We start from the raw sequence: 26,340 nt of genomic DNA, 5'->3' as shown, positions 1-26,340 counted from the left end.
ATACCGGGTGTCAATGCGCCGAAAGCCAAAGACGGTTCGGTTCAGAGCTCCGCATGGGTCATTCTCGGGCGGCCCGTTGCCGTAGCGGTTACGCGCGCCTCGACCAGCTTTCTGGAGCCTTCCACCTCGGGCGCCAAAATTTCCTCTTCGATGGAGATCAGGATATCACCTGCCCCTTCCTGCCCTGCCTTGTCGCGGGCGGCAGACACCGCGCGACTGCGGGCGGCATCCAGCGCCCTGGCTTCTCCGGCCATCGTGGCGGTCTCGCCGGCGCCGGTTATGACGTAAAGTCCCTCTTCCGGTGAGGTGATGGTGACTGCGATGACGATCCTGATCTGGCCAACGACAGCGCCGATGGCATTGGCGACATCCGCATCCGCCGGGATCACCGATTCGGCGCCAAGCATCTCAGCAATGGCCGGGTAATAGACCGGTGCGGAGGCGCCGAGGCCGACAAGCGGGCGGTCGAGCGCGACGGAAAAGCGTGCAATGCCCGGCACGCGCTTCAGCGCCCGGTCAACGGCGAGCGAGACGGCAGGATCGATTGCTTGGGCTCCGTCTTCGACGAGGCAAGCCGACAGCACGACCTCGGAGGATTGCCGGGTCAGACGGTCGACGATCTTGCTCGCCAGGTCTTCCGCAGACGTAGCGATCTCACGCCCGGCACCGTTCTTTTTTCGCGCCGCGATCTGCAAGCCAATCCGCGCCGCGTCGGCATTCCACTGGTTCTGCCGCCCGAGAACATGCAATGCGTCGGATGGGGTGATGCCGCTCAGATGTACAAGCCCGCGGCCGACCAGCCTGTCGAGAACCGCTTTCTGGGAATTCATCGTCAGCAAGGCGTTCAAGGGAACGGGTTCTGGACCGATCCGTGCGAGAAGAGCTTGCTCCTGCGGCTGCAATCCCTCTGCCAAGGCTTCACCTACAGATACCCGCACGGCGAAACGACCATCATGACGTCCGGCATGCGTGGCTCGGAGCTGCATATCCAGAGTCGACAGCACGCTTTCGCCATAGGTATCCGCCAAAAGGCTGAGAGGCAGAAGGCGCCGGGGGCCAAGTGTGATCTTTGCCTCCAGTCCGCGATCATCGATATGCACTTCCGAATCGCCACCGAGGCCGAAGGTGCGCAGCGCGACCGCCTCAACCATGGTGTCGTGGCCGCCGACATTCGCTCCATCGGGCGCAAGCTTCGGCCGGCCGCCCTGCAGAACGGCAATATCGGTCGTCGTTCCGCCGATATCGGACACAACCGCCTCATCCAGTCCGGTCAGATAACGGGCGCCAACAAGGCTTGCGGCAGGCCCGGACAATATGGTCTCTATCGGCCGCAGCCGCGCTTCGGCAGAAGACATCAATGCGCCATCGCCCCGCACAACCATGAGAGGCGCCTGGATTCCGGATTTTTTCAGAAAACCTTCGGTCGAACCGATCAGTCTGTCGATGATCGAGACGAGGCGGGCGTTAAGAAGTGTCGTCAAAGCACGCCGGGGACCACCGAGCCTGGATGAAAGCTCGTGGCTGCAGGTGACCGGTTTGTGCTCAAGCTCGCGAATACGATCCCTCACCCGGATTTCGTGAGCCGGATTCCGGACAGCGAAATAACCGGCGATGGCGAAAGATGAGACTGTCGGGCCGAGTGTCGGCAGAACCTCTTCCAGCGCTGTCATGTCGAGCGGCGTTTCATTGCCATGGACATCGTGTCCACCGGGAAGAAAGATCACAGGATCGGTGCCGAGCGCATCCGACAGGCCACCGCGTGCGATATCGTCAGGACCGAAACCGATCATGACGAGGGCTGCGCGACCTCCTTGCCCTTCGACCAGGGCATTGGTGGCAAGCGTCGTCGACAGCGACACCATCGCGATCTCGGCTGCGGGCGTGCCACTCTTTTCGAGTGCCGCTTTCACCGCGCCGGAAATGCCTTTGGACAGATCATGCCGGGTGGTGAGCGATTTCGCCTTGGCGATCACCCCATGATCTTCGCGGAAAAGAACGGCATCCGTGTAGGTGCCGCCGGTATCGATGCCGAGAAGAAGAGGTGAAGCCACGCAAGAATTCCCAAACCCTTATGCAGCCATCAATAAAGCATGGCGCGGCGGGATCAATCTACCGACAAGACATGCCCTGTCGCGGTCAGGACCTGAGGCTCACCCGCATCGGCATGCCATCGCGCGGCTGGGTCGTCAGTTTCTGGACCGGCCAGATTTCAGTACCCGGCAGGGCATCGAAACGGTAGCGCTTCATCAGCACGGCCAGCGCGATCACGGCTTCCTGCATGGCGAAGGTCGCGCCGATGCAGGTTCGCGGACCGGCACCAAAGGGCAGATACTGGAAGCGGCCAATCTTCCCGCGATTTTCCGGCAGGAACCGTTCCGGCATGAAGGCGCGCGGTTTTTCCCAATAAAGCTCGTGGCGGTGCAGCGTCCAGGGCATGACGAGAATGGTTGTGCCAGCCTCGATCTCGATGCTCTCGCCGCTCGGGCTCACCCACCTGTCGTCGGTGATCGCCGCGCGGTTGAGCGACGGTGCTGGCGGATAAAGCCGCATCGCTTCCTCAAAGGAGGCTCGAACCCAGGGCATCAGTTCTAGCCATTCCACCGGTTCGGCGCCGGTGGCGAGAACCTGGTCGATTTCTTTCTCCATAGCTTCGCGCACATGCGGAGAATGAGCGACACAATACAGCGTCCAGGCCAGAGCACGTGCCGTAGTTTCATGACCGGCGCCGATGAATGTGAGGATATTGTCCTCGATTTCATCCAGCGACAGTCCGTTCGGGCCTTCGAGCTGAAGCAGGAGGGTGAGGAAATCCTGGGGCACGTCGTCGGGCGTCTCGCGCATGCGCTTCTGGCGCAGCCTCATCGTGTCGGCAACGATGTTGCGGAACTTTTCGAGCACTTTTCGGCCGCCGATGCGCGTCAGACGCGGCACCCAGGGCGGTGCGCGCAAAAGATCCATCGGATCGACGCGGCCCATACGATGCAGCAGATTGTCGACATCGTCGGAAAAACTGTTGCTCTGCGTGACGATCTGGCCCGAAAACAGGGTCTCCGACAGGATCGAATACGCCATTTCCGTCATATCTACGGAAATGTCGTGGATCGCGCCGCCGGTGCCGACCGTCGTATATTTTTCCGCATATTCCTCGGATTTCGCCAGCATCTGGCCGGCGAAACCGCGGGAGTGACGGGGCGTGAAAACCGGCGCCATCGCTTTTCGCGAGCGCTTCCAGACAGGGCCTTCCGCCGTCAGCAATCCGTCGCGCAGGATCGGCCGAAGGATGAGCTGCCGGATTTCCGACATCTCGTAGTTTGCGGCACTATCGACAAGGACATAACGGATCAGGCCCGGATCGTTGACGATCAGCGTGCGTTCCTTGAAAAATTTCGTCTTGATCCACGGCAGCGTATAGGAAGGCACGCCCCACAGTTCCAGCGGATTGCGCAACACCGTGCGGATGACTTCCAGCCGCGATGGCGGAACGGTACGCGGCAGCGGCGCTGGCGGTACAAAGGGGTCGAGGCGCATATCCATGGACTACCCTTTTCTTCACTTAATGATCCTGAAGGATATCAGGCGTCAGAGCAGCGATTTCAACTCGTCGATCTTGTCGTTGACCAGCCAGCCGTAATAATTTTCCTCCGGCAGGCCGCCACGGGCTTTCAGCGCTGCGGCGCGCTGGGCCGAACCGCCGGTATTATAAAGGGTTGCGGTAATACCGGGATTGCGGGAAATATCGACACCCGCAATCGATTTGTAGTCGTCTATCGACCGACGGATATTGGCCGCCATATAGGCCAGCGACTTGTCGGGATCCATGATTGCGTCATAAACCTCGGCCGCCTTGTTTTCATCCAGCTTCGGATAGCTGGAATTGCGCGCCACGGCATCGGAGAACATCAGCGCCGTCAGCGGGTTCAACTGTCCAAGCCCGAATGTCTGGCCGGCATAGAAGGGCTGGAAGAAAACCGCACTGAAACGATTGTCGGGATAGGCTTTGCCATCCACCTTGCGACCGCGGAAGCTGTCTTCCCAGACATTTTCCCGGCAGGTCCAGAGGCTGTAGGAATCGGACCTGGTTGCGCAGACGGAGAATTGCGAGCGCTCAAGGAAATCCTTGATGCTTTCACCTTCATAGGCAAACCGGAAGGCGTTGCCCGCATAGGCGGCAGCCTTGACGTAATAGGTCTGGAGCCGGTCATAGGCATCGACATTATAGGTGTGTTCGCCGACGATCGCGCCGATCATATGGATCGGATCGATGCCATAGGCGGCCGAGGCGGACTTGATCTTGCCGATCAGCGCCTTGTCGGAGGCAAGCAGATCGCGGATCTTCTCGTATTTGTCGTCGAAAGTGGTTCTGCCGGCGCGCGTGCGGCGCACGGAAGCACCCGGTATCTTCGGTTGGACCACATTGCGGTTGCCTTCCGGTACCATGGTTGCAGCCATGACCGGACCAGACGACGAGGTCGCCCAGGCGACGGTAAGCAGCAAAACAAGAAGGGTGCGTTTCAAGATTTTTCCGTGTCCTAGCCTTAACCTGCGCCGGTATGCAGCTCCGGAGGCTGTGACAAGTCAAATCACGGAGCAGCCCGCGCCTTCACGAAAGCGCGTCACCCATACGTGAAGATGTGCTGCAATGTCGAGAGAAAGACGTTCAAAATAGCGTCAGGGCATTTAAAGGTGGCAGCCGGACGTTGCCCGGCTGCCACGCATGAGCGTTACAGGATGTAGCGCGACAGGTCGGTATCGGCCGCCAGATCGCCTACATGCTTGCGAACATATTCGGCATCGATCTTCACAGAGGTGCCGCCCTGATCGGGTGCGGTAAAGGAAATTTCATCCAGCACACGCTCCATCACGGTCTGCAGACGACGGGCACCGATATTCTCGACCGTGGAGTTCAGATGCACGGCGACGTCGGCAAGCGAGTCGATCGCATCGTCAGTGAATTCCAGAACGAGATCTTCCGTACCCATAAGCGCCTTGTACTGGCGGATGAGGCTGGCTTCGGTTTCCGTCAGGATGCGGCGGAAATCTTCCTTGGTCAGCGGTTTCAGTTCGACGCGGATCGGCAGTCGACCCTGAAGTTCAGGCAGCAGGTCCGAAGGCTTCGAGACGTGAAAGGCCCCCGATGCGATGAAGAGGATGTGATCCGTCTTCACCGGCCCGTATTTGGTCGAGACCGTCGTGCCTTCGACCAGCGGCAGCAGGTCACGCTGCACGCCTTCACGTGAAACACCGGCACCCATGCCGCCGTCGCGGGCGGCGATCTTGTCGATTTCGTCGAGGAAAACGATGCCATCGTTTTCGACGGAACGGACAGCCTCGCGCTGGATGACGTCATTGTCGATCAGCTTGTCGGATTCGTCACGGATCAGCTCGCCATAGGACTTGGAGACGGTCGTCTTGACCTTCTTGGTGCGGCCGCCCATCGCCTTGCCGAACATGTCGGAGAGATTGAGCACGCCGATATTGGCGCCAGGCATGCCGGGGATCTCGAAACCGCCGGGCATGCCGGAGCCGCTGTCGGCCACCTCGACCTCGATTTCCTTGTCGTCCAGTTCGCCGGCGCGAAGCTTCTTGCGGAAGCTGTCACGCGTAGCCGGAGACGCGGTCGAACCAACCAGCGCATCGAGGACGCGCTCTTCGGCGCTCTGATGCGCCTTGGCCTCAACTTCCGAGCGCTTCTTTTCGCGCACGAGGCCGATACCGATCTCGACCAGGTCCCGGATGATCTGCTCGACATCGCGGCCGACATAACCGACCTCGGTGAACTTGGTGGCTTCGACCTTGATGAAAGGCGCGCCGGCAAGCCGGGCGAGACGACGGGAAATTTCCGTCTTGCCTACGCCGGTCGGGCCGATCATCAGGATGTTCTTCGGCATCACTTCGTCGCGCAGGCTCTCATCGAGCTGATGGCGGCGCCAGCGGTTGCGAAGAGCAATTGCGACTGCGCGCTTAGCATCATGCTGGCCGATGATGTGGCGATCGAGTTCGGAGACGATTTCGCGGGGAGAAAAATTTGTCATGATGTCCTCTCGGCTTTCCCGTTACGACCAGCCTTGAAAGCGGCCTGATCCGCGGGACCCTTTTTCGGAAATGAGTGCGTTATTCGGCGTCGAGCGTTTCAACGACGAGATTGTGGTTGGTATAGACGCAGATATCGGCCGCGATATCGAGCGCCTGACGCGCAACGTCTTCGGCGGACTTTTCGCTGTCCATCAAGGCGCGAGCCGCGGCAAAAGCATAGTTGCCGCCGGAACCGATGGCGATCGTGCCATGTTCGGGTTCGAGCACATCACCGTTACCGGTAATGGCAAGCGTCGTGGACTTGTCGGCGACCAGCATCATCGCTTCGAGATTGCGCAGATACTTGTCGGTGCGCCAGTCCTTGGCAAGTTCTACGGCGGCGCGCATCAGCTGGCCGGGATATTGTTCGAGCTTCTTTTCAAGCCGGTCGAGCAGCGTGAAGGCATCGGCCGTGGCGCCGGCGAAACCGGCGATCACGTCGCCACCCTTGCCGATGCGGCGAACTTTTCGCGCATTGCCCTTCATGACGGTCTGGCCGAGGCTGACCTGGCCATCACCGGCCATGACCACCTTGCCGCCCTTCCTGACTGTAATAATCGTTGTCATCAATACACCTGTCTGCCCCTCGAAAGCGGGCTCTGGATCTTGAGAAATCCCGCCAAACCCGCAGAGGCTTTGCCGGGACCGTGTTGGCATCTATGTAAGTGGCGCATCGCCGAATGCAATCTCGCTGCAACCGTTCGACACGGTGTCGCAAATACTCCTGCTTTTGCTGGATATTTAACCGGCCGGCTGATAAGGAGCGGCGATCAAAAGCATGGAGCAGAGCCTTATGGGCGAGACACTGGCCACACGCACGGGAAGCGTTTCCCGCAAGACCAACGAGACCTCCGTCGCGGTTTCCGTCAATCTGGACGGCACCGGCGCGGCCAAGATTTCGACGGGCGTCGGCTTTTTCGACCATATGCTCGATCAGCTGGCGCGACATTCGCTCATCGACATGGAGATCGAGGTCAAGGGCGACCTGCATATCGACGATCATCACACGGTCGAGGACACGGGTATCGCGATCGGCCAGGCGATCTCGAAGGCACTCGGCGATCGACGTGGGATCACCCGTTACGCCTCGCTCGATCTCGCCATGGACGAAACGATGACCAAGGCGGCGATCGACGTTTCGGGCCGGCCGTTCCTCGTCTGGAACGTCGCATTCAGCGCGCCGAAGATTGGAACCTTCGATACCGAACTGGTGCGGGAGTTCTTTCAGGCGCTGGCCCAGAATGCGGGGATTACGCTGCATATCCTGAACCATTACGGCGCCAACAACCATCATATCGCCGAGACCTGCTTCAAATCCGTGGCGCGCGTATTGCGCACCGCGACCGAAATTGATCCGCGACAGGCCAATCGCGTTCCCTCGACCAAGGGAACGCTCGCCTGATCGCTTAAGGAGCAGATCCTTGAGAAGCTATCTCGTGCTGATACCGCCGAATGGTCCCGAGAAGGATCACCGCTCGACGCTTTTCCTGCCCGACGGGTTTTCCTGGGCAGCGCTTTTGTTTTCCTGGATCTGGCTGATCTGGCACAGGCTCTGGATCGTGGGCATCGTCGTTCTGGTCCTTCAGGCCGCAAGTGCGGTGCTGTTTGAAATGCCGGGCCTCTGGCTTGCCGGAGCGCTGCTCGGGCTTGCGACGCATGTTCTTGTCGCGCTCGAAGGTCGCAACCATTATGGCAATTCCCTCATCCGCCGCGGATGGACGCTGGAAAGCGTGATCAGCGCGATGGATCGGCAGACGGCAGAAGAGATCTATTTCTCCAGCCTGCCACAGCCGGCGGAACAAGCACTGCCCCACTCTGCGGAATGGGCAAACAAATCAAAACAGCCGCCCGTCTCGGGTTGGCAGGGTCCGGCTCTCGGACTTTTCGATCACGGAGGACGCTGATGCGCGTCGCAATCATCGACTACGGCTCGGGCAATCTACGCTCGGCCACCAAGGCGTTCGAACGGGCCGCGCGTGAAGCGGGCATCGACGCCACGATCGACCTTACCGACAAACCGGATGCCGTGGCTTCGGCCGACCGCGTGGTTCTGCCGGGCGTCGGCGCCTATGCCGATTGCCGCGCTGGTATCGATGCCGTTTCCGGCATGCATGAGGCGTTGATCGAGACGGTTGAGAACAAGGCCCGTCCCTTTCTCGGCATCTGCGTCGGCATGCAGCTGATGTCGTCGCGCGGGCTGGAAAAGACCACGACCGAAGGTTTTGGCTGGATCAAGGGCGATGTCATCGAAATGACGCCGTCCGATCCCGGCCTGAAGATCCCGCAGATCGGCTGGAACACGCTGGAACTTAACAACCCGCATCCGCTGTTCGACGGCATTCCGACTGGGCCGGACGGGTTGCATGCCTATTTCGTGCATTCCTACCATCTGGCGGCAACCAATCCGGCCGAGGTGGTCGCCACAACCGACTATGGCGGCGCGATGACCGCCTTTGTCGGCCGCGACAACATGGCAGGCTCGCAGTTCCATCCGGAAAAGAGCCAGACGCTCGGCCTCGCCCTGATTTCCAACTTCCTGCGCTGGAAGCCTTAACGGCTCGCGCCCATCTACAAGGACCAAGACAGAATGATCCTTTTCCCGGCTATCGATCTGAAAGACGGCCAGTGCGTGCGTCTCAAGCTCGGCGACATGGACCAGGCGACCGTCTACAACCCCGACCCGGCCGCCCAGGCCAAGGCTTTCGAGGACCAGGGCTTTGAATGGCTGCATGTGGTCGATCTCAACGGCGCATTTGCCGGCGAAAGCGTCAACGGCGATGCTGTCGATGCGATCCTGAAGGCGACGAAAAACCCGGTCCAGCTCGGCGGCGGCATTCGTACGCTCGACCATATCGAGAGCTGGCTCAGCTGCGGGCTGGCGCGGGTCATCCTCGGCACCGTTGCTGTTCGCGATCCGGCGCTCGTCATCGAAGCCTGCAAGAAATTTCCCGGTAAGGTCGCCGTCGGCATCGATGCCAAGGGCGGCAAGGTGGCGGTCGAAGGCTGGGCGGAGGCCTCCGAGCTCGGCGTGATCGAGCTTGCCAAGAAATTCGAAGGTGCCGGCGTTTCGGCGATCATCTACACCGATATCGACCGCGATGGCATTCTGGCCGGAATCAACTGGGCCTCGACGCTCGAATTGGCGGATGCCGTCTCCATTCCGGTCATCGCGTCGGGCGGTCTTGCCTCGCTGGATGACATCAGCCGGATGCTTGAGCCCGATGCCGCCCGCCTTGAAGGCGCGATTTCCGGCAGGGCACTCTATGATGGCCGGATCGATCCCACCGAAGCACTGGCGCTGATCCGCGCCGCGAAAGGGCTTGCAGCATGACCCTCAAAGCCCGTGTCATCCCCTGCCTGGACGTCAAGGACGGCCGTGTGGTCAAGGGTGTCAACTTCCTCGATCTCGTCGATGCCGGTGATCCTGTCGAAGCGGCAAAGGCGTATGATGCGGCCGGGGCCGACGAACTCTGCTTTCTCGACATCACTGCCTCTTCCGACAATCGCGAAACGATCTTCGACGTCGTGGCCCGCACCGCCGATCACTGCTTCATGCCGCTCACCGTCGGTGGCGGCGTGCGTGCCGTTGCCGATATCCGCAAGCTGCTGCTGGCCGGCGCCGACAAGGTTGCGATCAATTCGGCAGCCGTCAACAATCCGGATTTCGTTGCCGAAGCCGCCGATAAGTTCGGAAACCAGTGCATCGTCGTGTCGATCGACGCAAAACGCCGCCTGACCCAGAGCGTCGGTGGTGACAATCGGAGCGAATGGGAGATTTACACCCATGGCGGCCGTAACGCGACCGGGATGGATGCCGTCGAATTCGCACAAAAAATGGTCGAACGCGGGGCCGGCGAATTGCTCGTCACCTCGATGGATCGCGACGGCACAAAGATCGGTTACGATCTGGAGCTGACCCGCGCCATTGCGGACTCGGTGCGTGTGCCGGTGATCGCATCCGGCGGCGTCGGAGATCTCGACGACCTCGTGGCGGGCGTCCGCCAAGGTCATGCGACGGCAGTTCTTGCCGCATCTATTTTCCACTTCGGCACCTATACCGTCGGAGAGGCCAAACGCTATATGGCAGATCACGGTATCGCCATGCGGCTCGATTGAGTTTCGAGACCGGAGGAAACAGGCTTGAGCGAATTTACTCTGAACGATCTGGAAACCATCGTCGCGGCGCGGGCGAAAGCCTCACCGGATGAATCCTGGACGGCGAAACTGGCGGCAGCGGGGCAGACCAAGGCTGCCAAAAAGCTCGGCGAAGAGGCGGTGGAGACGGTGATCGCCGCAATTTCCCAGGACCGCAAGGACCTGGTCTGCGAAAGCGCCGATCTTATATATCACCTGTTAGTCGTATTGAATATCGCACACATCCCGTTGCAGGATGTGCTGGACGAACTTCACCGCAGGACCGGGCAGTCCGGCCTGCAAGAAAAGGCGAGCCGGCCGAAGTCATGAGTATCGCACCGCAGCCCGCCGATGAGCCGGAAGCCGGCCCGATGACAGAATATTATTCGCCCTATCATCACTTTACGGCAAACGAGTGGGCCAAGTTTCGTGCCGATACGCCACTGACGCTGACATCGGATGAGATCGCGCGCCTGCGTTCGCTCGACGATCCGATCAATATCGACGAAGTGCGACAGATCTACCTCTCCCTGTCGCGCCTTTTGTCCACCCATGTCGAAGCGTCTCAGCAGCTCTTCCGGCAGCGAAACCGGTTCCTCAGCCTGCCCGATGTTTCCAAGACACCGTTCATCATCGGTGTTGCCGGTTCGGTGGCGGTCGGCAAATCGACGACGGCACGTGTATTGAAGGAGTTGCTTGCGCGCTGGCCCTCAAGCCCGAAAGTGGATCTGATTACCACCGACGGTTTTCTCTATCCGAACGCCGTTCTGCAGCGCGAAGGCCTGATGCAGCGAAAAGGTTTTCCGGAAAGCTACGATATCGGACAGATCCTGCGATTTCTCTCCGCGATCAAGGCCGGCGAACTGAATGTCAAGGCGCCGCAATATTCGCATCTGACCTATGACGTTCTGCCGGACGCGCATACGCTTGTCGACCGGCCGGACATCCTGATCTTCGAAGGCATCAACGTGCTGCAATCGCGGCCCCTGCCCGCAGACGGCAAGATCGTGCCGATCGTTTCCGACTTCTTCGACTTTTCGATCTATATCGATGCCGACGAGGAGCAGATCCATCAATGGTATGTGCAGCGCTTCATGAAGCTGCGCGAGACTGCATTCCGCGATCCGACCTCGTTCTTCAAGAAATACGCGGCAATCGACGCGGATGCAGCTTTGGCTGTCGCCGAAGGACTTTGGGAAAACATCAACCTGAAGAACCTTCGCCAGAACATCATCCCGACCCGCCCCCGCGCCGACATCATCCTGCGCAAGAGCCGCAATCATTTCATCGAGAAGGTCTCGCTCAGGAAGCTTTGACGCCTTTTCCGGTGGGAGTTTCATCGCCCGATATGCGGGACGATCGGAGATTCCATATTGCTACAGAGGCGATCGCTGCCGGCACCAGCGCACCTAGGGAAAAATAGTCTTTCGCAATCACGTGATTCAGCAGCGGATAAAGCCATCCTATCGCCAGCAGTGAAATCGGAAGCATCCGGCGTGACCCGAGGATGGCGATCGCCAAAGCAAGCGGTACGGCATCATAGGTGTAACCGTAGGGTGTCGCGCAGAGTGCCAGAAGCCCGGTAACGGCTACCCTTATGCGATGATCTGCCGGATCCTTTTGTCGCCACAGCCAGACGGCCAGACCGATCGCGACGAGCGCCACCAGGATCTGGATGCCATAAGCCACCGTCAACCCGGCACCGAACGATCGTGCCATCGCGAAGAATGTCATGGCATTCATGTGATAACCCTGCGGATAGGGCGCTTCCATGATCGCCCGCATGAGCGGGTTGGTCACTGTGAAAAATGATGTCCAGACATCCCAGCCGAACAGCGAGCCGGTTGCGACAACGATGGCCAGGGTGGTCAGCGCGGCAGACCCGATTGCGCGATAGTTACCAGCCGCCAACAGACAAAAGGGTACGAGGATGCCGAGATGCGGCTTGAGTGTCAGCAATCCGAAGAAGACACCCGCCAACAAAGGTCTGGACGGCGAGAGAAATAGGCCGCCGATCAGCAGCGACGCGGTCAAGGCGCCGTTCTGCCCCAGAAGGATCGAGATCAGCACCGGCGGAGAAAGCAGGACCGCCAAGCGTTGCCAGCGTTTCAGCTCCAGCCAGCCGGCGACGAGATAGAGAAATCCCAAAGTCGCCGCATTCCAGATAAGGTAGGCAGGCAGAATGGGAAGCAGTGCAAGCGGCAAACCGACCAGCAACATGGAAGGCGGATAGCTCCACTCCTGATCGAGCATCCGTGGCGTCAGTATCGAACGCAACGCCGCTCGATAGAGATCCGGCGAGAACAGATAGTCAACTTGGCCTTCGAGAGCCATGCGGCCGCCGCCCCAGAGGTTGGTAAAATCCCAATAGGGAAGCCGCCCTGTCATGACAGAGAGGCCATTCTGGTCGAGTGTCCATCCGAGACGCAGGTAGTTAAGGCCGATCAGCGCACCGACGAACCAAACTGCTGCTGCTCCTACCCAGATCAGAAATCTGCTGTCCGATGCCTGCATCGCGTCCCACCCTTTTTAGGGAGAGGTTAGGTCACCCGCCTTAACGTCAGATTGATCCGGCCGCCGTTTTTCAGAAGCGTCGACGTTTCGGGATAGATCCGGTCGACGCCATGAAAGGCGAGCCTGCCCTCCCCGCCGAGCAGAACGATATCGCCACTCTGCAGCTTGAATGAGCCGGTCGGGTCCTTGCGATCCAGCCCGCCGACACGGAAAAGGCAGCTATTGCCAAGCGAGATCGACAGGACCGGTGCGCCGAGTTCCATCTCGTCCTTGTCCTGATGCAGGCCCATCTTCGCGTCGTCGGAATAGAAATTCACCAGACACGCTTCGGGCGGTTTCGGATAACCGGCCAGCTTTTCCCATAATTCCATCAGCTCCGAGGGAATGGCGGGCCACGGCTTGCCGGTCGCGGGATGAGTCAGCTGATACCGATAACCGCGTTCCTTGTCGGTCACCCAGCCGAGCGAACCGCAATTGGTCATCCTCACGGACATCGCCTTACCGGTGCCGGGCATGACCGGCACGTAAAGCGGCGCCTCGGCGACGATCCCGCGGATCATCTCAACCAGATTTTCCTGCGCAGGACGATCCAGATAGCCCGGAAAATGACGGATTCCACTCAGCAGGTCGCCATAATCCCTCTCCCCGATCAATCGCCTGACGGCTTGCCGCGCATCTTCTTGACATCCGAACGGCCGGATTTCGCCTTCAGTCGGCGCTCGACCGAACCCTTTGTCGGTTTCGTCGCCTTGCGGACCGGCGGCGGCGGCTTGGCCGCTTCAAGGATCAATTCCTTCAGACGTTCCCGCGCTTCTTCGCGGTTCCGCTCCTGGCTACGGGACCGATTGGCCTCGATCATCAATACGCCTTCCTTCGACACCCGCCTCCCGGCCAGCTTCAAGGCATTCGTCTTGACCCGTTCGGGAAGAGAGGGGGAATTGGCGATATCGAAAAACAGCTGGACGGCCGTCGAGACCTTGTTGACGTTCTGGCCACCGGGACCACCCGCCAGCACGAACTGTTCGGTCAGTTCCCATGCAGCGATGGTGATGCGACTGTTGATGATGAGGGGATTGCTGGCCATGATCGTCTGGTTTTAGCTGTTGGCGCGCATCTTTTCCACAATTCCGGGCAAAAGAAAACCATCGGTCAGGGTGTTAGCCCCACCGACGGTTCCACGTGAATCACACGTTTTGCGGTTATTCCGCTGCGATCAGCAATCCGGGAGCTGCATCCTTGACCTTGGCATCGACATGGGCCTCGAACTTTTCGAAGTTCTTGATGAACATCGAGACCAGTTTGGCCGCCTGATTGTCATAGGCAAGGCAGTCGGCCCAGGTCGAGCGCGGATCGAGGATTGCATTCTCGACACCATCGACCGAAACCGGAACGGCAAAGCCGAAATTGGCATCGGTGCGGAACTCCGCATTCTTGAGGTTGCCGCTCAGGGCAGAGGTCAGAAGCGCGCGAGTGGCCTTGATCGGCATGCGACGGCCTGTGCCATAGGCGCCGCCGGTCCAGCCGGTATTGACCAGCCAGCAATCGACGCCGTGTCTGGCGATCAGTTCCTTCAGCAGATTGCCGTATTCGGCCGGATGACGCGGCATGAAGGGAGCACCGAAGCAGGTCGAGAAGGTCGCTTCCGGTTCGGTCACACCCTTTTCCGTACCGGCCACCTTTGCGGTGTAGCCAGAGAGGAAGTGATACATGGCCTGTTCGGGCGTCAATCTCGCGATCGGCGGCATGACACCGAACGCGTCGGCGGTCAGCATGATGATCGTCTTCGGATGCGGTGCAAGACCGGTATCCGAGGCGTTCGGGATGTAATGCAGCGGATAGGCGCTGCGGGTGTTTTCGGTCAGCGAATTGTCGTCGAAATTCGGCACGCGATTTTCGTCGAGCACGACGTTTTCCAGAACGGTGCCGAAACGTCGGGTCGCGGCATAGATTTCCGGCTCGGCTTCGGCCGAAAGCTTGATCGCCTTGGCATAACAACCGCCCTCGAAGTTGAAGACGCCGTTTTCACCCCAGCCGTGCTCGTCATCGCCGATCAGCGTGCGGGCCGGATCGGCGGAAAGCGTGGTCTTGCCGGTGCCGGACAGGCCGAAAAATACGGCCGTATCGCCATCCGGGCCGACATTGGCCGAGCAATGCATCGGCATGACGCTCTTGGCGGGAAGAAGATAATTGAGGACGGTGAAGACGGATTTCTTGTTCTCGCCGGCATAAGATGTGCCGCCGATCAGCACGAGACCGTTCGCAAGATCGCAAGCGATGACAGTTTCCGAGCGGCAACCATGACGCTCCGGATCAGCCTTGAAGCTCGGCAGGTTGATGATCGTCAGCTTCTGCTCGAAAGTCGAGAGCGTATCCCGCTTCGGGCGAATCAGCAGATTACGAATGAAGAGCGCATGCCAGGCGAATTCCGTGACGACACGCGTGGGAAGCGCGTTGTCGGCATCGGCGCCGCCGATCAGGTCCTGGACGAAAAGCTCCCTGCCCGCGGCATGTGCCAGCATATCAGCCTTCAGAACGGCAAAATGTTCCGGCGACAGCGGCTTGTTGTTATCCCACCAGATCTTGTCTTCCGTGACGGCATCACGAACGACGAACTTGTCCTTGGGCGAACGGCCCGTGTGCTGGCCGGTGACGGCGCGCAATGCACCGTCGGCGGTCAGATCGGCCTCACCGCGGCGGATTGCCTCTTCGTAAAGCTCGACCTCGGAAAGGTTGTAGTTGACGCGAGAAACTCTTTCGAGGCCGATCGCTGCTACGCCATTTGCCGGGTTGTAAAGTCCAAACTGCTCCATACGCGCTCACCTCAGGTTACAATTGACAGGATTGTCCGTGAGGCGCGAAGCTAGTTGCTGTTTTTCAAAACGGCAAGCAGAGGCTTTAAAATATATCAATGAAATCAATTATTTAATCGATTTAAAGAAATTTATTTCTTTTTAAATCGGTTAGTCAGGCGTTTTAATGCGCTTGATAATAGGCAGTTTTAGGACGCTGGGACGGGTGGTTCCCGGAGAAAGCAAAATGCCGCCCCTTTAACTTTGCCACAATTTGTTCCACCTTTCTCCTCATGAAGCGCATGGTGAGGGCTGGGAACTGGCGAGAAGTCATTACCTGGAGATGCGCACGAAATGGCAATGGAGACGGACGGTATGCAGACAATCGCGCTCGTAGACGATGACCGGAATATTCTGACTTCGGTGTCGATCGCGCTCGAGGCGGAGGGCTACAAGGTCGAGACTTACACGGACGGCGCATCGGCGCTGGACGGTCTGGTCGCCCGCCCGCCGCAGCTTGCCATCTTCGACATCAAGATGCCGCGTATGGACGGAATGGAGCTTCTGCGCCGCCTGCGGCAGAAATCGGATCTACCGGTGATATTCCTCACCTCCAAGGACGAGGAAATCGACGAACTGTTCGGCCTCAAGATGGGGGCCGACGATTTTATCACCAAGCCGTTCTCGCAGCGTCTTCTAGTCGAGCGGGTGAAAGCCATTCTGCGACGCGCCGGAACCCGTGATCTTCAGGCTCCGGGCGGCTTGAAACCCACGGCCGACCAGATAGCGGCGCGGACGCTGGAACGCGGACAGCTGGCGATGGACCAGGAACGCCATACCTGCACCTGGAAAGGCGAGCCGGTTACCCTGACGGTCACGGAGTTTCTGATCCTGCATTCGCTGGCCCAGAGGCCCGGCGTTGTTAAAAGCCGCGACGCGCTGATGGACGCGGCTTATGACGAGCAGGTCTATGTCGACGATCGCACGATCGACAGTCACATCAAGCGGCTGCGCAAGAAGTTCAAGATGGTTGACACGGATTTCGACATGATCGAAACCCTTTACGGTGTCGGCTATCGCTTCCGTGAAGCGGCCTGAAGCATCGCGTTACAACAGGTTAACTTGAAGCCACGACCGGGTCAGCGATAGACTGGCCCGGTGGAAGGACAAAACGTGGCAGACAGACTGCTGGAAAATCAGGTGATCAAGACGGCACCGGCAAAGCGCAACGCTCGCCGGCACTGGCCGCATGTCTTCACCATTATCCGCCGGCTGTTCGGCCATGCGGTGTTTTCGAGCCTTACCCGGCGCATCCTGTTCTTCAATATCGCCGCAACCGTCGTCCTCGTTGCCGGCATCCTCTATCTCAACCAGTTCCGCGAGGGGCTGATCGACGCCCGTGTGGAAAGCCTGCTGACCCAGGGCGAGATCATTTCAGCGGCGATTTCCGCTTCCGCTTCCGTCGATACGAATTCGATCACCATCGACCCTGAAAAGCTTCTAGAACTGCAGGCCGGGCAGAGCATAACGCCGGTTCCCAACGACGAGGATCTCGATTTTCCGATCGATCCGGAGCGCGTTGCACCGGTGCTTCGGCGACTGATCTCGCCAACCCGCACCCGCGCCCGTCTATTCGATGCGGACGCGAACCTGCTTCTCGATTCGCGTCATCTATATTCCCGCGGACAGGTGCTCCGTTACGACCTTCCGCCGGTCGAAAACGAGACGCAGACCTGGAGCGAATGGATGTCCGGCATGTTCAACCGGCTGCTCCAGCCCGGCAACCTGCCGATCTACAAGGAAGCCCCCGGCGGTGACGGATCGATCTACCCGGAAGTGATGAACGCGCTGACCGGTGTTCGTGGCGCGCTTGTGCGCATCACCGATCGCGGCGAACTCATCGTCTCGGTTGCCGTGCCGGTGCAGCGGTTCCGCGCCGTTCTCGGCGTTCTTCTGCTTTCCACTCAGGCCGGCGATATCGACAAGATCGTCCATGCGGAACGTCTCGCCATCATGCGCGTCTTCGGCGTCGCAACACTCGTCAATATCGTGCTGTCACTGCTGCTGTCGTCGACGATCGCCAATCCGCTACGCCGGCTTTCGGCGGCAGCGATCCGCGTTCGCCGAGGCGCCAAGCAGCGTGAGGAAATTCCGGATTTCTCCTATCGCCAGGACGAGATCGGCAACCTGTCGATTGCGGTTCGCGACATGACCAACGCGCTTTATGACCGCATCGATGCGATCGAGAGTTTTGCGGCCGACGTCAGCCACGAGCTGAAAAATCCCCTGACCTCGCTGCGCAGCGCCGTCGAAACCCTGCCGCTGGCGAAATCCGAAGATTCGAAACGGCGGCTGACGGAGATCATCTTCCATGACGTGCGCCGGCTCGACCGTCTGATCAGCGATATTTCGGATGCTTCACGCCTCGACGCAGAACTGGCCCGTACAGATTCTGCCCCGGTCGATATGGAAAACCTGTTGACCAACCTGGTCGATATTTCCCGGCAGATCCGCAGTGGGCGCAAACCCGTGGAGATCGATCTAGCCGTCGATAACAAGGGTGGCGATCGCCATATCTATGTAGTCAACGGCCATGACCTGCGCCTTGGGCAGATCGTTACCAACCTGATCGAAAACGGGCGCTCCTTTGTGCCCGAAAAAGGCGGCCGGCTCGCCATTCGCCTTGTGCGAAACAAGGACAAGGTGGTCATCACGATCGATGACAATGGCCCGGGTATCCAGGCTGAAAACATCGACCGCATTTTCGAGCGTTTTTATACCGACCGACCGGATGGCGAAAGTTTCGGCCAGAATTCGGGCCTTGGCCTTTCCATCAGCCGCCAGATCGCAGAAGCCCATGGCGGCAGCCTGAAAGCGGAAAATCTGCACGGAAAGTCCGATGACATCATCATCGGAGCGCGGTTTACCCTGTCTCTTCCGGCAGGCAATGCAGCATGACCCGGAACGTCCACGGCACAGCCATTGTGGTGGGCGGACGCGGTCTGATCTTCACCGGTCCGTCCGGCAGCGGTAAATCAATGATGGCGTTTACCTGTCTTGCCATCGCCCGCCGCGCCAAAGTTTTTTGCGCCCTGATCGCAGACGATCAGGTTTTCATCACTTTGCAAGACGGCCGAATTGTTGCGAACTGTCCGCCAAGCACAACCGGCCTGATGGAACTGCGCGGCAGCGGTATCGTCAGGATGGATCACGTCGCATCGGCGCCTCTCGATCTTGCTGTCCAGGTGGTCTCAGCCCCTGGAACAGAACGGCTTCCGCCAAAAGACGAATACTGGCAGATCGGAGAGATCGGCCGGTTACCGCTGGTCAGAATAGCCAATGTTGCAGCGGACCCGCTGACGGTTATTGGTGCGCTTTTGCCCGACTGGCGGCAGGAGCCGCCCTTTTGGTGAGCGTTGCGCCCGATTTTTTGACTTGAACTTCACTTCCAGTTGGCGAAGATGGCATCCCGCCGCTTTACGGCACCAGTGCGTTACGATATGGGCCGCGAGTTTTGAAATCAGGGGGCGTATTTTCATGATCGGACTGGTGCTTGTCACCCATGGCAAGCTGGCTGAGGAATTCCGACATGCCGTGGAGCATGTCGTCGGACCCCAGAAATTCATCGAAACCGTCTGTATCGGTCCCGAGGATGACATGGATCAGCGGCGACAGGATATCGTTGACGCGGTCGCACGTGCCAATGCGGGCAAGGGCGTCATCATCCTGACGGACATGTTCGGCGGAACGCCGTCCAACCTTTCGATCTCGGTGATGGAGAGCGGGACGACCGAAGTGATCGCCGGCGTGAACCTGCCCATGCTGATCAAGCTTGCCGGCATACGCGGCGAGGACAATATGGAAAAGGCGCTCGTCGAAGCATCCGACGCCGGACGCAAGTATATCAACGTCGCTAGCCGCGTGCTGAGCGGCAAGTGAGGCCATATCCTTGATGCCTGGCTCCTCCCGCCAATTCGTGATCGTCAACAAGCGCGGGCTGCATGCCCGGGCGTCGGCCAAGTTTGTCCAGATGGTCGAGGGTTTCGATGCCCAGGTGACCGTTTCCAAGGACGGGATGAGCGTCGGAGGTACCTCGATCATGGGCCTGATGATGCTTGCCGCAAGCACGGGCTGTTGTATCGATGTGTCGGCCGACGGCGTTCAGGCTGGTGAAGCGCTCGACGCATTGGAAGCGCTGATTGCCAACAAATTCGGCGAAGACGCCTGATTAACGACGTCACATAAACATATAAAGACCTCTTTATATCGCCGTTGCAAGTGATCCGGAAGCCTGCTAAACCGCGTGGGAGTTTGCGCCAGCGGATGGACACGCGTCTTCCTGCCGGCTGTGCATTTATGCAACGAGATCTGGAGAGCTTCATGAGCAGTGAAAAGGACTACATCGTCGCGGATATCAATCTTGCCGCCTATGGCCGCAAGGAATTGGACATTGCCGAGACGGAAATGCCGGGCCTGATGTCCTGCCGCGAAGAATTCGGCACGACCAAGCCGCTCAAGGGCGCGCGCATCACCGGTTCGCTGCACATGACGATCCAGACAGCCGTTTTGATCGAAACACTCAAGGAACTCGGCGCCGATATTCGCTGGGCATCCTGCAACATCTTCTCGACCCAGGACCACGCTGCCGCTGCAATCGCAGCTGCCGGCATTCCGGTGTTTGCCGTCAAGGGTGAATCGCTGACGGAATATTGGGAATATACCGACAAGATCTTCCAGTGGGCCGATGGCGGCCTTTCCAACATGATACTCGACGATGGCGGCGATGCCACCATGTATATCCTGCTCGGCGCCCGCGCCGAAGCTGGTGAAGACGTTCTCTCCAACCCGACCTCGGAAGAAGAAGAGATCCTTTTCGCGCAGATCAAGAAGCGCCTTGAGGCATCGCCGGGCTGGTTCACCAAGCAGCGTGATGCGATCAAGGGTGTCACCGAAGAAACCACGACGGGCGTTCACCGCCTGTACGAACTGTCGAAGAAGGGCTTGCTGCCCTTCCCGGCGATCAACGTCAACGATTCGGTCACCAAGTCGAAGTTCGACAACAAATATGGCTGCAAGGAATCGCTGGTCGACGGCATTCGCCGCGGCACCGACGTGATGATGGCCGGCAAGGTTGCCGTCGTCTGCGGTTACGGCGACGTGGGCAAGGGTTCGGCTGCTTCGCTTCAGGGCGCCGGCGCCCGCGTCAAGGTGACGGAAGTCGATCCGATCTGCGCGCTGCAGGCCGCCATGGACGGTTTTGAAGTCGTCACGCTGGAAGACGTCGTGTCGTCTGCCGACATCTTCATCACCACGACCGGCAACAAGGACGTCATCCGCATCGAGCATATGCGCGAGATGAAGGACATGGCGATCGTCGGCAATATCGGCCACTTCGACAACGAGATCCAGGTCGCAGCGCTGAAGAACCTCAAGTGGACCAACGTCAAGCCGCAGGTCGACATCATCGAGTTTCCGAAGGGCAACCGGATGATCCTGCTTTCGGAAGGCCGTCTGCTCAACCTCGGCAACGCCACCGGTCACCCGTCCTTCGTCATGTCCGCCTCGTTCACCAACCAGACGCTGGCCCAGATCGAGCTGTTCACCAAGGAAGGTGAATACAAGAACGACGTCTATATCCTGCCGAAGCACCTCGATGAGAAGGTTGCACGTCTTCACCTCGACAAGCTCGGCGTGAAGCTTTCGACGCTTTCCGACGAACAGGCGGCCTATATCGGCGTGCCGGCTCAGGGCCCGTTCAAGGCAGACCACTACCGCTACTAATAGCTAGCCGGTTAATCCACAACATCTTGTGGCCGCAGCCTTGACAAAAGGCTGCGGCTTATTTTTTGCCGTAATGCCTTCCCGCCTATCTATCGAACACGTATTGTTTTGGGACTTGATTCGACCTCTCGGCCATTCGGCTTCGGGCAAGGTGCGAAGTGGTATGTCTTGTCGATGAGCGGCAATTGGACGGAGACACACCGGTCATGGCGGTAAAAAAAACGAGCCTGTCAAAGCAGGCCGATCCAGTTTCTGGCTTGCGCATGCGCGCTTCAAGAAACCTGTATTCCGTGAGCAGCGGATACGGAAATGCGACCTATGCCCGGCTTGCGCGGATCGCCCGATCCCTGCTTTCCGGAACGGCACTGATCGCGTTTCCGACGGCTGCCTTTGCGCAGGATGGAGCCGCGTCCCAACTGTTTTCTTCAGCTGAGGTGATCGTCTCTTCGGTCGTCATCGGCGCACTGGGTGCCGCACTGCTTTCCACCGTCTGGCTGGTGCGCCAGCGCGGCAACATGGAAGCGGAGACGGAAGAGATGCGTGGCGCGCTGTCGGATGCGCAGCAGCGGATCTCGAAATATGAAGCGCTGATCGCCGACAAGAACCGACGTATCGTCGTCTGGGAAAGCGGAGCGTCGAAGGCCGAGTTTCTCGGCCAGCTGCCCGTCGAGACGGGTGCGCCGCAGGCAGATCGCGAATTCCTCGCCTTCGGTCGCTGGCTGCGGGCCGGTTCGGCCGCCGAACTCGAAAAGGCAATCGACGAGTTGCGCAGCCATGCCCGCAGCTTCGACATGGTCATCGAGACGAGCAGGGACGAAGTGCTTGAAGTTCAGGGACGGGTTTCGGGCGGCAAAGCGTTCGTCCGCTTCCTCGCGCTCAACAATCTTCGCGCCGAACTTGCCGAAATCAAGATCGAACGTGATCGGCTGACCAGCTCGATCTCGATGTTCCAATCGCTGCTGGACAGCATCGAACAGCCGGTCTGGCGGCGCGATTCCCAAGGGAAACTCGCCTGGGTCAACCACGCCTATGGCGAAGCCGTCGATGCTGTCGATACGGCACGGGCGGTGCAAGAGGGACGCGAACTGCTCGGCACCGTGAGCCGCGAGATGATAAGGGCCAAGGCCACCGTCACATCTCCGTTCCATGATCGGCTTTCGACTGTCGTACACGGCAATCGCACCGTGCTCGACGTGGTCGACGTGGTGACGACGGATGGGTCCGTGGGCATGGCCATCGATGTTTCCGAAGCGGAAACAGTGCGCGAAGAATTGAAGCGCACGTTGAAAAGCCATGCCGAAACGCTGGACCATCTCGCCACCCCGGTCGCCATTTTCGACAACAAACGCCAACTGCAATTCTATAACCAGGCCTTCATGCAGCTGTGGGATCTGGATCTGCCGTTCCTGGAATCGAAGCCGGACAATAGCGAATTGCTGGATCGTCTTCGCTCGAACGGAAAGCTTCCGGAACAGCTGAACTGGAGGAACTGGAAAGACACGGCGCTCGCCGTCTATCAGGCGCTCGACACGCAGACCGACACCTGGCATCTGCCGAACGGCCAGACCTTGCGCGTCATCGCCACGGCTCATCCGCAAGGCGGCGCTACATGGGTATTCGAGAACCTGACAGAACAGGTCGATCTCGAGGCACGCTACAACACGCTGGTGCAGGTTCAGGGCGAGACCATCGACCACCTGACCGAAGGCGTCGCTGTTTTCGGCCCTGATGGGCGCATCCGTCTTTCGAACCCCGCGTTCCGTGCGCTCTGGGGTATTACCGCCGAACAGGCCGAACCCGGAACACATATCAAGACGATCGAAGCGGCATGTGCGTCGTCCTATGCCGAGCCGGACGGCTGGCGCAGGTTCACGCAGGCCCTGACTGCTTTCGACGACGAAAGACCGGCGCTCGACGGAACGTTCGAGCTCTATTCCGGCCTGATCCTCGACTACGCGGTCACGCCTCTGCCGAACGCACAAACCATGCTGACCTTCGTCGACATGACGGCGAGTGTACGGGCTGAAAAGGCGCTGAAAGAGAAGAACGAGGCGCTGCGCAAGGCCGACGAGCTGAAGAACGATTTCGTCCAGCACGTCTCCTACGAGCTGCGCTCGCCGCTGACCAATATCATCGGCTTCACCGATCTTTTGAAGACACCCGGCATCGGTTCGCTGAACGATCGCCAGGCCGAATATATCGACCATATCTCGACCTCCTCTTCGGTTCTGCTGACGATCGTCAACGATATCCTCGATCTCGCCACCGTCGATGCGGGCATCATGGAGCTCAACTATTCGGAGCTGGCGATCGAGGACCTGCTGGACGAAGTGGCGATGCAGATCGCCGACCGGCTGCAGGAAAACAACATGACGCTGGAGATCATCGCGCCGGCCGGCATGGGCACGATCGTGGCGGACCAGCAGCGCCTGAAGCAGATCCTCATCAAGCTTCTGACCAACGCGACGAATTTTTCGCCGGAAAACTCGACGATCACGCTCAACTGCTGGCGCGATCCGGCAAACGTGTTCTTCTCGGTGCGCGACCGCGGCCCCGGCATTCCGCCCGACATGCTCAAGACCGTGTTCGACCGGTTCAAAGCGCAGGCCAAGGACGGCAAGCGCAGCGGCGCAGGCCTCGGCCTTTCGATCGTCGAAAGTTTTGTCCATCTGCATAGCGGTGACGTCAGCATCGACAGCCGCGCCGGTGAAGGGACAACCGTCACCTGCCGCATTCCGGCCAGTTCCTCGATCCATTCGGTCGCGGCCGAATGAGTGAAGGCCAGGCGCTGACGCTGATCCTTACCGACGAACGGCACACACAGGAATTCGGCGAGGATCTGGCGCTTGCGTTGAAAGCGGGCGATTGCGTTGCTCTTTCCGGCGATCTTGGTGCAGGCAAATCGACACTCGCGCGGGCGCTGATCCGCGCCATGGCCGACGATGCAGATCTGGATGTACCTAGCCCGACCTTTACGCTGGTCCAGCTCTACGAAACGCGCATCCCGATCGCGCATTTCGATCTTTATCGCCTTGGTGATTCGTCAGAGCTAGACGAACTCGGGTTCGACGAAGCGCTTTCGAGCGGCATCTGCCTTGTGGAATGGCCGGAAATGGCGGGAAAACTTCTGCCTTACGACCGGATCATCCTGAAGCTGGAACACGAGGGCGCAGGGCGGCGGGTGAAGATCACCGCACCGGCCCCTGCCCTTTCCCGCATCTGTCGGGTGCTGGCCATTCGCGAATTTCTGACCCTGCATGGTTATACGGGCGCGCGCCGCAGGTTTCTGACCGGTGATGCCTCGATGCGTGCCTATGAGAGCGTTGCCACGCAGGACGGCGAGACCTTGGTGCTGATGGACTGGCCGAAACGGCCGGAAGGTCCGCCGGTGCTGGATGGAAAACCCTATCCGAAGGTCGCTCATATCGCAGAAGATGCCCGGCCCTTCGTGGCGATCTCGCAATATCTGCGCGGCATCGGGCTTACGGCACCCGAAGTGCCGCATGTGGATTACGATCAGGGGATTCTACTGATCGAAAATCTTGGGCAGGAAGGCGTGCTCGATGGGGACGGCCAGCCGATCGAGGATCGTTATCGCGAAAGCGTTGTTGCGCTCGCTTTTCTGCATGGCCACGAGCTGCGGCAGGATCTGCCGATCGAGGGCGGCCCCATTCACCATGTGCCGGATTTCGATCCGACGGCAATGAAGATGGAAGCCCGGCTGCTGCTCGACTGGTACCTGCCGTGGAAACGCGGCGCACAGCCAAGCGAGGAAGAGCGGCAGGAGTATCTTTCGATCTGGGACGGGTTGATCGGCGAACTCGCGGATGCGGAAAAGAACCTGCTGCTGCGGGATTTCCACTCGCCCAACATCATCTGGCAGCCGCAACAATCCGGCGTACGCCGCGTCGGACTGATCGATTTCCAGGATGCGATGATCGGGCCGACGACCTATGATCTTGCCTCGATCGTGCAGGACGCCCGTGTCGATATTCCCAAGTCGCTGGCCGACCAGATGATGATCGACTATCTGGCGCTTCGCCGGTCGCTCAGCTCTCCCCCCGGGGCCTTCGACGAGCCGGGCTTTCTGAAAGCCTGGGCAATCATGGCCGTACAGCGGAACTGTAAGCTGGCCGGGCTCTGGGTGCGACTGAAGGAACGGGACGGCAAACCCCAATACCTGCAGCACATGCCGCGCACCTTGCGCCATCTCTCCACGGCGCTGGCGCATGAGGCCCTTTCCCCCTTGCGGGATTGGTGCGCGCGGGCTGGAATAGAATTTCCCGAATCATAAATACGGCGATCGATGATGACATTGGCTTCTATCACGCAGGCCGTCGTGCTTGCCGCCGGGCTCGGCACGCGCCTCAAGCCGATTACCGATACGATGCCGAAACCGCTCGTGCCGGTCGCCGGCAAGCCGATGATCGATTACGGGCTGGATGCGCTGGCGGATGCCGGTGTGACACGCACGGTCGTCAACGTGCATCATTTCGCAGACCGAATGGAAGCGCATCTTGCCGCCTATCCGCGGCTCGAGATCACGGTATCGGACGAGCGCGCCGGGCTGATGAATTCCGGCGGGGGCCTGAAGAAGGGTCTGGCGCTGCTCGACCCCGGCATCGTCTATGTGATGAATGCCGATCTTTTCTGGATCGGCGAAAAATCGGGTTCTCCCACCAATCTGCAGCGGTTAGCCGGGTATTTCGATCCTGAAATGATGGACATGGCACTTCTCTGCGTGCCGCTGGACCACACGACGGGCCATAACGGCAAGAAGGATTTCCAGCTTGATGCGGATGGCCGGCTTGCGAGATATGTCGATGGCGAACGGCCGCTTGTCTATGCCGGCGCAATCGTCCTGCATTCCGCGCTTCTCGACGACGCACCGGATGATGCGTTCAACCTGAATATCTATTTCGACAAGGCGATCGAAAAAGGCCGGCTTTTCGGTATCGTCATGGATGGCGAATGGATCACGGTCGGCACGCCAGAGGCCCTGCCACTCGCCGAAGCCGTCATAAAACGTCATTCCGGAAAGGTTTGAGAC

General features: G+C 59.5%; 25 protein-coding genes. 16 read left to right on the top strand and 9 right to left on the bottom strand.

What is annotated here, in order from left to right:
- Positions 1-41: 41 nt before the first annotated feature.
- From FHP24_RS25715 to hslV, 5 genes are all read right to left on the bottom strand, one after another.
- On the bottom strand, positions 42-2,051 hold the full coding sequence (locus FHP24_RS25715; protein ID WP_139679094.1) for a hydantoinase/oxoprolinase N-terminal domain-containing protein: 2,010 nt from the start codon (positions 2,049-2,051) through the stop codon (positions 42-44).
- A gap of 85 nt (positions 2,052-2,136) precedes the next feature.
- Positions 2,137-3,534: a cytochrome P450 gene (locus tag FHP24_RS25710; protein ID WP_139679093.1), complete on the bottom strand. Its 1,398-nt coding sequence runs from the start codon at positions 3,532-3,534 to the stop codon at positions 2,137-2,139.
- A gap of 45 nt (positions 3,535-3,579) precedes the next feature.
- Entirely contained in the window at positions 3,580-4,515 is a 936-nt protein-coding gene (locus FHP24_RS25705) for a DUF1402 family protein (RefSeq protein ID WP_394344672.1), read from the bottom strand.
- Between the two features lie 206 nt (positions 4,516-4,721).
- Positions 4,722-6,032, bottom strand: a complete 1,311-nt coding sequence (gene hslU / locus FHP24_RS25700) for an ATP-dependent protease ATPase subunit HslU (RefSeq protein WP_139679092.1) — start codon at positions 6,030-6,032, stop codon at positions 4,722-4,724.
- Positions 6,033-6,111: 79 nt separating this feature from the next.
- Positions 6,112-6,639 (bottom strand): ATP-dependent protease subunit HslV, encoded by a 528-nt coding sequence (gene hslV, locus FHP24_RS25695; RefSeq protein ID WP_139679091.1) that lies wholly within the window; start codon positions 6,637-6,639, stop codon positions 6,112-6,114.
- A 226-nt stretch (positions 6,640-6,865) separates the two neighbouring features.
- Here hslV and hisB point away from each other — a divergent pair, with 226 nt between their 5' ends.
- The 7 genes from hisB to coaA are packed head-to-tail and all read left to right on the top strand — an operon-like array spanning position 6,866 to position 11,522.
- Positions 6,866-7,474, top strand: a complete 609-nt coding sequence (hisB, locus tag FHP24_RS25690; RefSeq protein WP_139679118.1) for an imidazoleglycerol-phosphate dehydratase HisB — start codon at positions 6,866-6,868, stop codon at positions 7,472-7,474.
- A gap of 19 nt (positions 7,475-7,493) precedes the next feature.
- Positions 7,494-7,976, top strand: coding sequence for a DUF2628 domain-containing protein (locus tag FHP24_RS25685; RefSeq protein WP_180356122.1), 483 nt, complete (start codon positions 7,494-7,496; stop codon positions 7,974-7,976).
- The gene (gene hisH, locus FHP24_RS25680) at positions 7,976-8,626 is read left to right on the top strand and encodes an imidazole glycerol phosphate synthase subunit HisH (RefSeq protein ID WP_139679089.1); all 651 of its coding nucleotides are present in this window, start codon (positions 7,976-7,978) and stop codon (positions 8,624-8,626) included. The genes FHP24_RS25685 and hisH overlap by 1 nt, the downstream gene beginning before the upstream one ends.
- Positions 8,627-8,659: 33 nt before the next feature.
- Positions 8,660-9,403, top strand: a complete 744-nt coding sequence (hisA, locus tag FHP24_RS25675) for a 1-(5-phosphoribosyl)-5-[(5-phosphoribosylamino)methylideneamino]imidazole-4-carboxamide isomerase (protein ID WP_139679088.1) — start codon at positions 8,660-8,662, stop codon at positions 9,401-9,403.
- The gene (gene hisF / locus FHP24_RS25670) at positions 9,400-10,188 is read left to right on the top strand and encodes an imidazole glycerol phosphate synthase subunit HisF (protein ID WP_139679087.1); all 789 of its coding nucleotides are present in this window, start codon (positions 9,400-9,402) and stop codon (positions 10,186-10,188) included. Before hisA ends, hisF begins: the two co-directional genes overlap by 4 nt.
- Positions 10,189-10,212: 24 nt before the next feature.
- Positions 10,213-10,536 carry a phosphoribosyl-ATP diphosphatase gene (locus FHP24_RS25665; RefSeq protein WP_139679086.1) on the top strand — a complete coding sequence of 108 codons (324 nt, stop codon included), beginning with the start codon at positions 10,213-10,215 and terminating at the stop codon, positions 10,534-10,536.
- Positions 10,533-11,522, top strand: coding sequence for a type I pantothenate kinase (gene coaA / locus FHP24_RS25660; protein WP_139679085.1), 990 nt, complete (start codon positions 10,533-10,535; stop codon positions 11,520-11,522). The genes FHP24_RS25665 and coaA overlap by 4 nt, the downstream gene beginning before the upstream one ends.
- Here coaA and FHP24_RS25655 read toward each other — a convergent pair.
- The 4 genes from FHP24_RS25655 to FHP24_RS25640 form a co-directional block, all read right to left on the bottom strand.
- The gene (locus tag FHP24_RS25655) at positions 11,509-12,720 is read right to left on the bottom strand and encodes a glycosyltransferase family 87 protein (protein ID WP_139679084.1); all 1,212 of its coding nucleotides are present in this window, start codon (positions 12,718-12,720) and stop codon (positions 11,509-11,511) included. The genes coaA and FHP24_RS25655 overlap by 14 nt on opposite strands.
- 26 nt (positions 12,721-12,746) lie before the next feature.
- Positions 12,747-13,370: an alpha-ketoglutarate-dependent dioxygenase AlkB gene (locus FHP24_RS25650; RefSeq protein ID WP_139679117.1), complete on the bottom strand. Its 624-nt coding sequence runs from the start codon at positions 13,368-13,370 to the stop codon at positions 12,747-12,749.
- Positions 13,370-13,804 (bottom strand): alternative ribosome rescue aminoacyl-tRNA hydrolase ArfB, encoded by a 435-nt coding sequence (gene arfB, locus FHP24_RS25645; RefSeq protein WP_139679083.1) that lies wholly within the window; start codon positions 13,802-13,804, stop codon positions 13,370-13,372. Before arfB ends, FHP24_RS25650 begins: the two co-directional genes overlap by 1 nt.
- Positions 13,805-13,919: 115 nt before the next feature.
- On the bottom strand, positions 13,920-15,530 hold the full coding sequence (locus tag FHP24_RS25640; RefSeq protein WP_139679082.1) for a phosphoenolpyruvate carboxykinase: 1,611 nt from the start codon (positions 15,528-15,530) through the stop codon (positions 13,920-13,922).
- A 354-nt stretch (positions 15,531-15,884) separates the two neighbouring features.
- Here FHP24_RS25640 and FHP24_RS25635 point away from each other — a divergent pair, with 354 nt between their 5' ends.
- The 9 genes from FHP24_RS25635 to FHP24_RS25595 all read left to right on the top strand — a co-directional run bounded on the left by FHP24_RS25635 (position 15,885) and on the right by FHP24_RS25595 (position 26,337).
- Positions 15,885-16,607, top strand: a complete 723-nt coding sequence (locus FHP24_RS25635; protein WP_139679081.1) for a response regulator transcription factor — start codon at positions 15,885-15,887, stop codon at positions 16,605-16,607.
- Positions 16,608-16,697: 90 nt separating this feature from the next.
- Entirely contained in the window at positions 16,698-18,467 is a 1,770-nt protein-coding gene (locus FHP24_RS25630; RefSeq protein ID WP_394344674.1) for a stimulus-sensing domain-containing protein, read from the top strand.
- Positions 18,464-18,922 carry an HPr kinase/phosphorylase gene (locus FHP24_RS25625; RefSeq protein WP_139679079.1) on the top strand — a complete coding sequence of 153 codons (459 nt, stop codon included), beginning with the start codon at positions 18,464-18,466 and terminating at the stop codon, positions 18,920-18,922. Before FHP24_RS25630 ends, FHP24_RS25625 begins: the two co-directional genes overlap by 4 nt.
- 124 nt (positions 18,923-19,046) lie before the next feature.
- Positions 19,047-19,448 carry a PTS sugar transporter subunit IIA gene (locus FHP24_RS25620; protein ID WP_139679078.1) on the top strand — a complete coding sequence of 134 codons (402 nt, stop codon included), beginning with the start codon at positions 19,047-19,049 and terminating at the stop codon, positions 19,446-19,448.
- Between the two features lie 13 nt (positions 19,449-19,461).
- Positions 19,462-19,737 (top strand): HPr family phosphocarrier protein, encoded by a 276-nt coding sequence (locus FHP24_RS25615; protein WP_139679077.1) that lies wholly within the window; start codon positions 19,462-19,464, stop codon positions 19,735-19,737.
- A 152-nt stretch (positions 19,738-19,889) separates the two neighbouring features.
- Positions 19,890-21,290, top strand: coding sequence for an adenosylhomocysteinase (ahcY, locus tag FHP24_RS25610; RefSeq protein ID WP_139679076.1), 1,401 nt, complete (start codon positions 19,890-19,892; stop codon positions 21,288-21,290).
- Between the two features lie 206 nt (positions 21,291-21,496).
- On the top strand, positions 21,497-24,064 hold the full coding sequence (locus FHP24_RS25605) for a sensor histidine kinase (protein WP_139679075.1): 2,568 nt from the start codon (positions 21,497-21,499) through the stop codon (positions 24,062-24,064).
- On the top strand, positions 24,061-25,584 hold the full coding sequence (gene tsaE, locus FHP24_RS25600; RefSeq protein ID WP_139679074.1) for a tRNA (adenosine(37)-N6)-threonylcarbamoyltransferase complex ATPase subunit type 1 TsaE: 1,524 nt from the start codon (positions 24,061-24,063) through the stop codon (positions 25,582-25,584). The genes FHP24_RS25605 and tsaE overlap by 4 nt, the downstream gene beginning before the upstream one ends.
- Positions 25,585-25,599: 15 nt before the next feature.
- Positions 25,600-26,337, top strand: coding sequence for a nucleotidyltransferase family protein (locus FHP24_RS25595; RefSeq protein ID WP_139679073.1), 738 nt, complete (start codon positions 25,600-25,602; stop codon positions 26,335-26,337).
- The last annotated feature ends 3 nt before the right edge of the window (positions 26,338-26,340 follow it).

Origin of the sequence: Aliirhizobium smilacinae (assembly GCF_006335145.1) — a bacterium.
Classification (GTDB): domain Bacteria; phylum Pseudomonadota; class Alphaproteobacteria; order Rhizobiales; family Rhizobiaceae; genus Neorhizobium; species Neorhizobium smilacinae.
Note: the sequence above shows the minus strand (reverse complement) of the source record. Positions and strands in the feature narration are given on the sequence as shown.

Coding starts and splice junctions, on each gene's coding strand:
- FHP24_RS25710 (WP_139679093.1), bottom strand. CDS start 3,534: ATGGATATGCGCCTCGACCCCTTTGTACCGCCAGCGCCGCTGCCGCGT.
- hslU (WP_139679092.1), bottom strand. CDS start 6,032: ATGACAAATTTTTCTCCCCGCGAAATCGTCTCCGAACTCGATCGCCAC.
- hslV (WP_139679091.1), bottom strand. CDS start 6,639: ATGACAACGATTATTACAGTCAGGAAGGGCGGCAAGGTGGTCATGGCC.
- hisB (WP_139679118.1), top strand. CDS start 6,866: ATGGGCGAGACACTGGCCACACGCACGGGAAGCGTTTCCCGCAAGACC.
- hisH (WP_139679089.1), top strand. CDS start 7,976: ATGCGCGTCGCAATCATCGACTACGGCTCGGGCAATCTACGCTCGGCC.
- hisA (WP_139679088.1), top strand. CDS start 8,660: ATGATCCTTTTCCCGGCTATCGATCTGAAAGACGGCCAGTGCGTGCGT.
- hisF (WP_139679087.1), top strand. CDS start 9,400: ATGACCCTCAAAGCCCGTGTCATCCCCTGCCTGGACGTCAAGGACGGC.
- coaA (WP_139679085.1), top strand. CDS start 10,533: ATGAGTATCGCACCGCAGCCCGCCGATGAGCCGGAAGCCGGCCCGATG.
- FHP24_RS25655 (WP_139679084.1), bottom strand. CDS start 12,720: ATGCAGGCATCGGACAGCAGATTTCTGATCTGGGTAGGAGCAGCAGCA.
- arfB (WP_139679083.1), bottom strand. CDS start 13,804: ATGGCCAGCAATCCCCTCATCATCAACAGTCGCATCACCATCGCTGCA.
- FHP24_RS25640 (WP_139679082.1), bottom strand. CDS start 15,530: ATGGAGCAGTTTGGACTTTACAACCCGGCAAATGGCGTAGCAGCGATC.
- FHP24_RS25635 (WP_139679081.1), top strand. CDS start 15,885: ATGCAGACAATCGCGCTCGTAGACGATGACCGGAATATTCTGACTTCG.
- FHP24_RS25625 (WP_139679079.1), top strand. CDS start 18,464: ATGACCCGGAACGTCCACGGCACAGCCATTGTGGTGGGCGGACGCGGT.
- FHP24_RS25620 (WP_139679078.1), top strand. CDS start 19,047: ATGATCGGACTGGTGCTTGTCACCCATGGCAAGCTGGCTGAGGAATTC.
- FHP24_RS25615 (WP_139679077.1), top strand. CDS start 19,462: ATGCCTGGCTCCTCCCGCCAATTCGTGATCGTCAACAAGCGCGGGCTG.
- ahcY (WP_139679076.1), top strand. CDS start 19,890: ATGAGCAGTGAAAAGGACTACATCGTCGCGGATATCAATCTTGCCGCC.
- FHP24_RS25605 (WP_139679075.1), top strand. CDS start 21,497: ATGGCGGTAAAAAAAACGAGCCTGTCAAAGCAGGCCGATCCAGTTTCT.
- tsaE (WP_139679074.1), top strand. CDS start 24,061: ATGAGTGAAGGCCAGGCGCTGACGCTGATCCTTACCGACGAACGGCAC.
- FHP24_RS25595 (WP_139679073.1), top strand. CDS start 25,600: ATGACATTGGCTTCTATCACGCAGGCCGTCGTGCTTGCCGCCGGGCTC.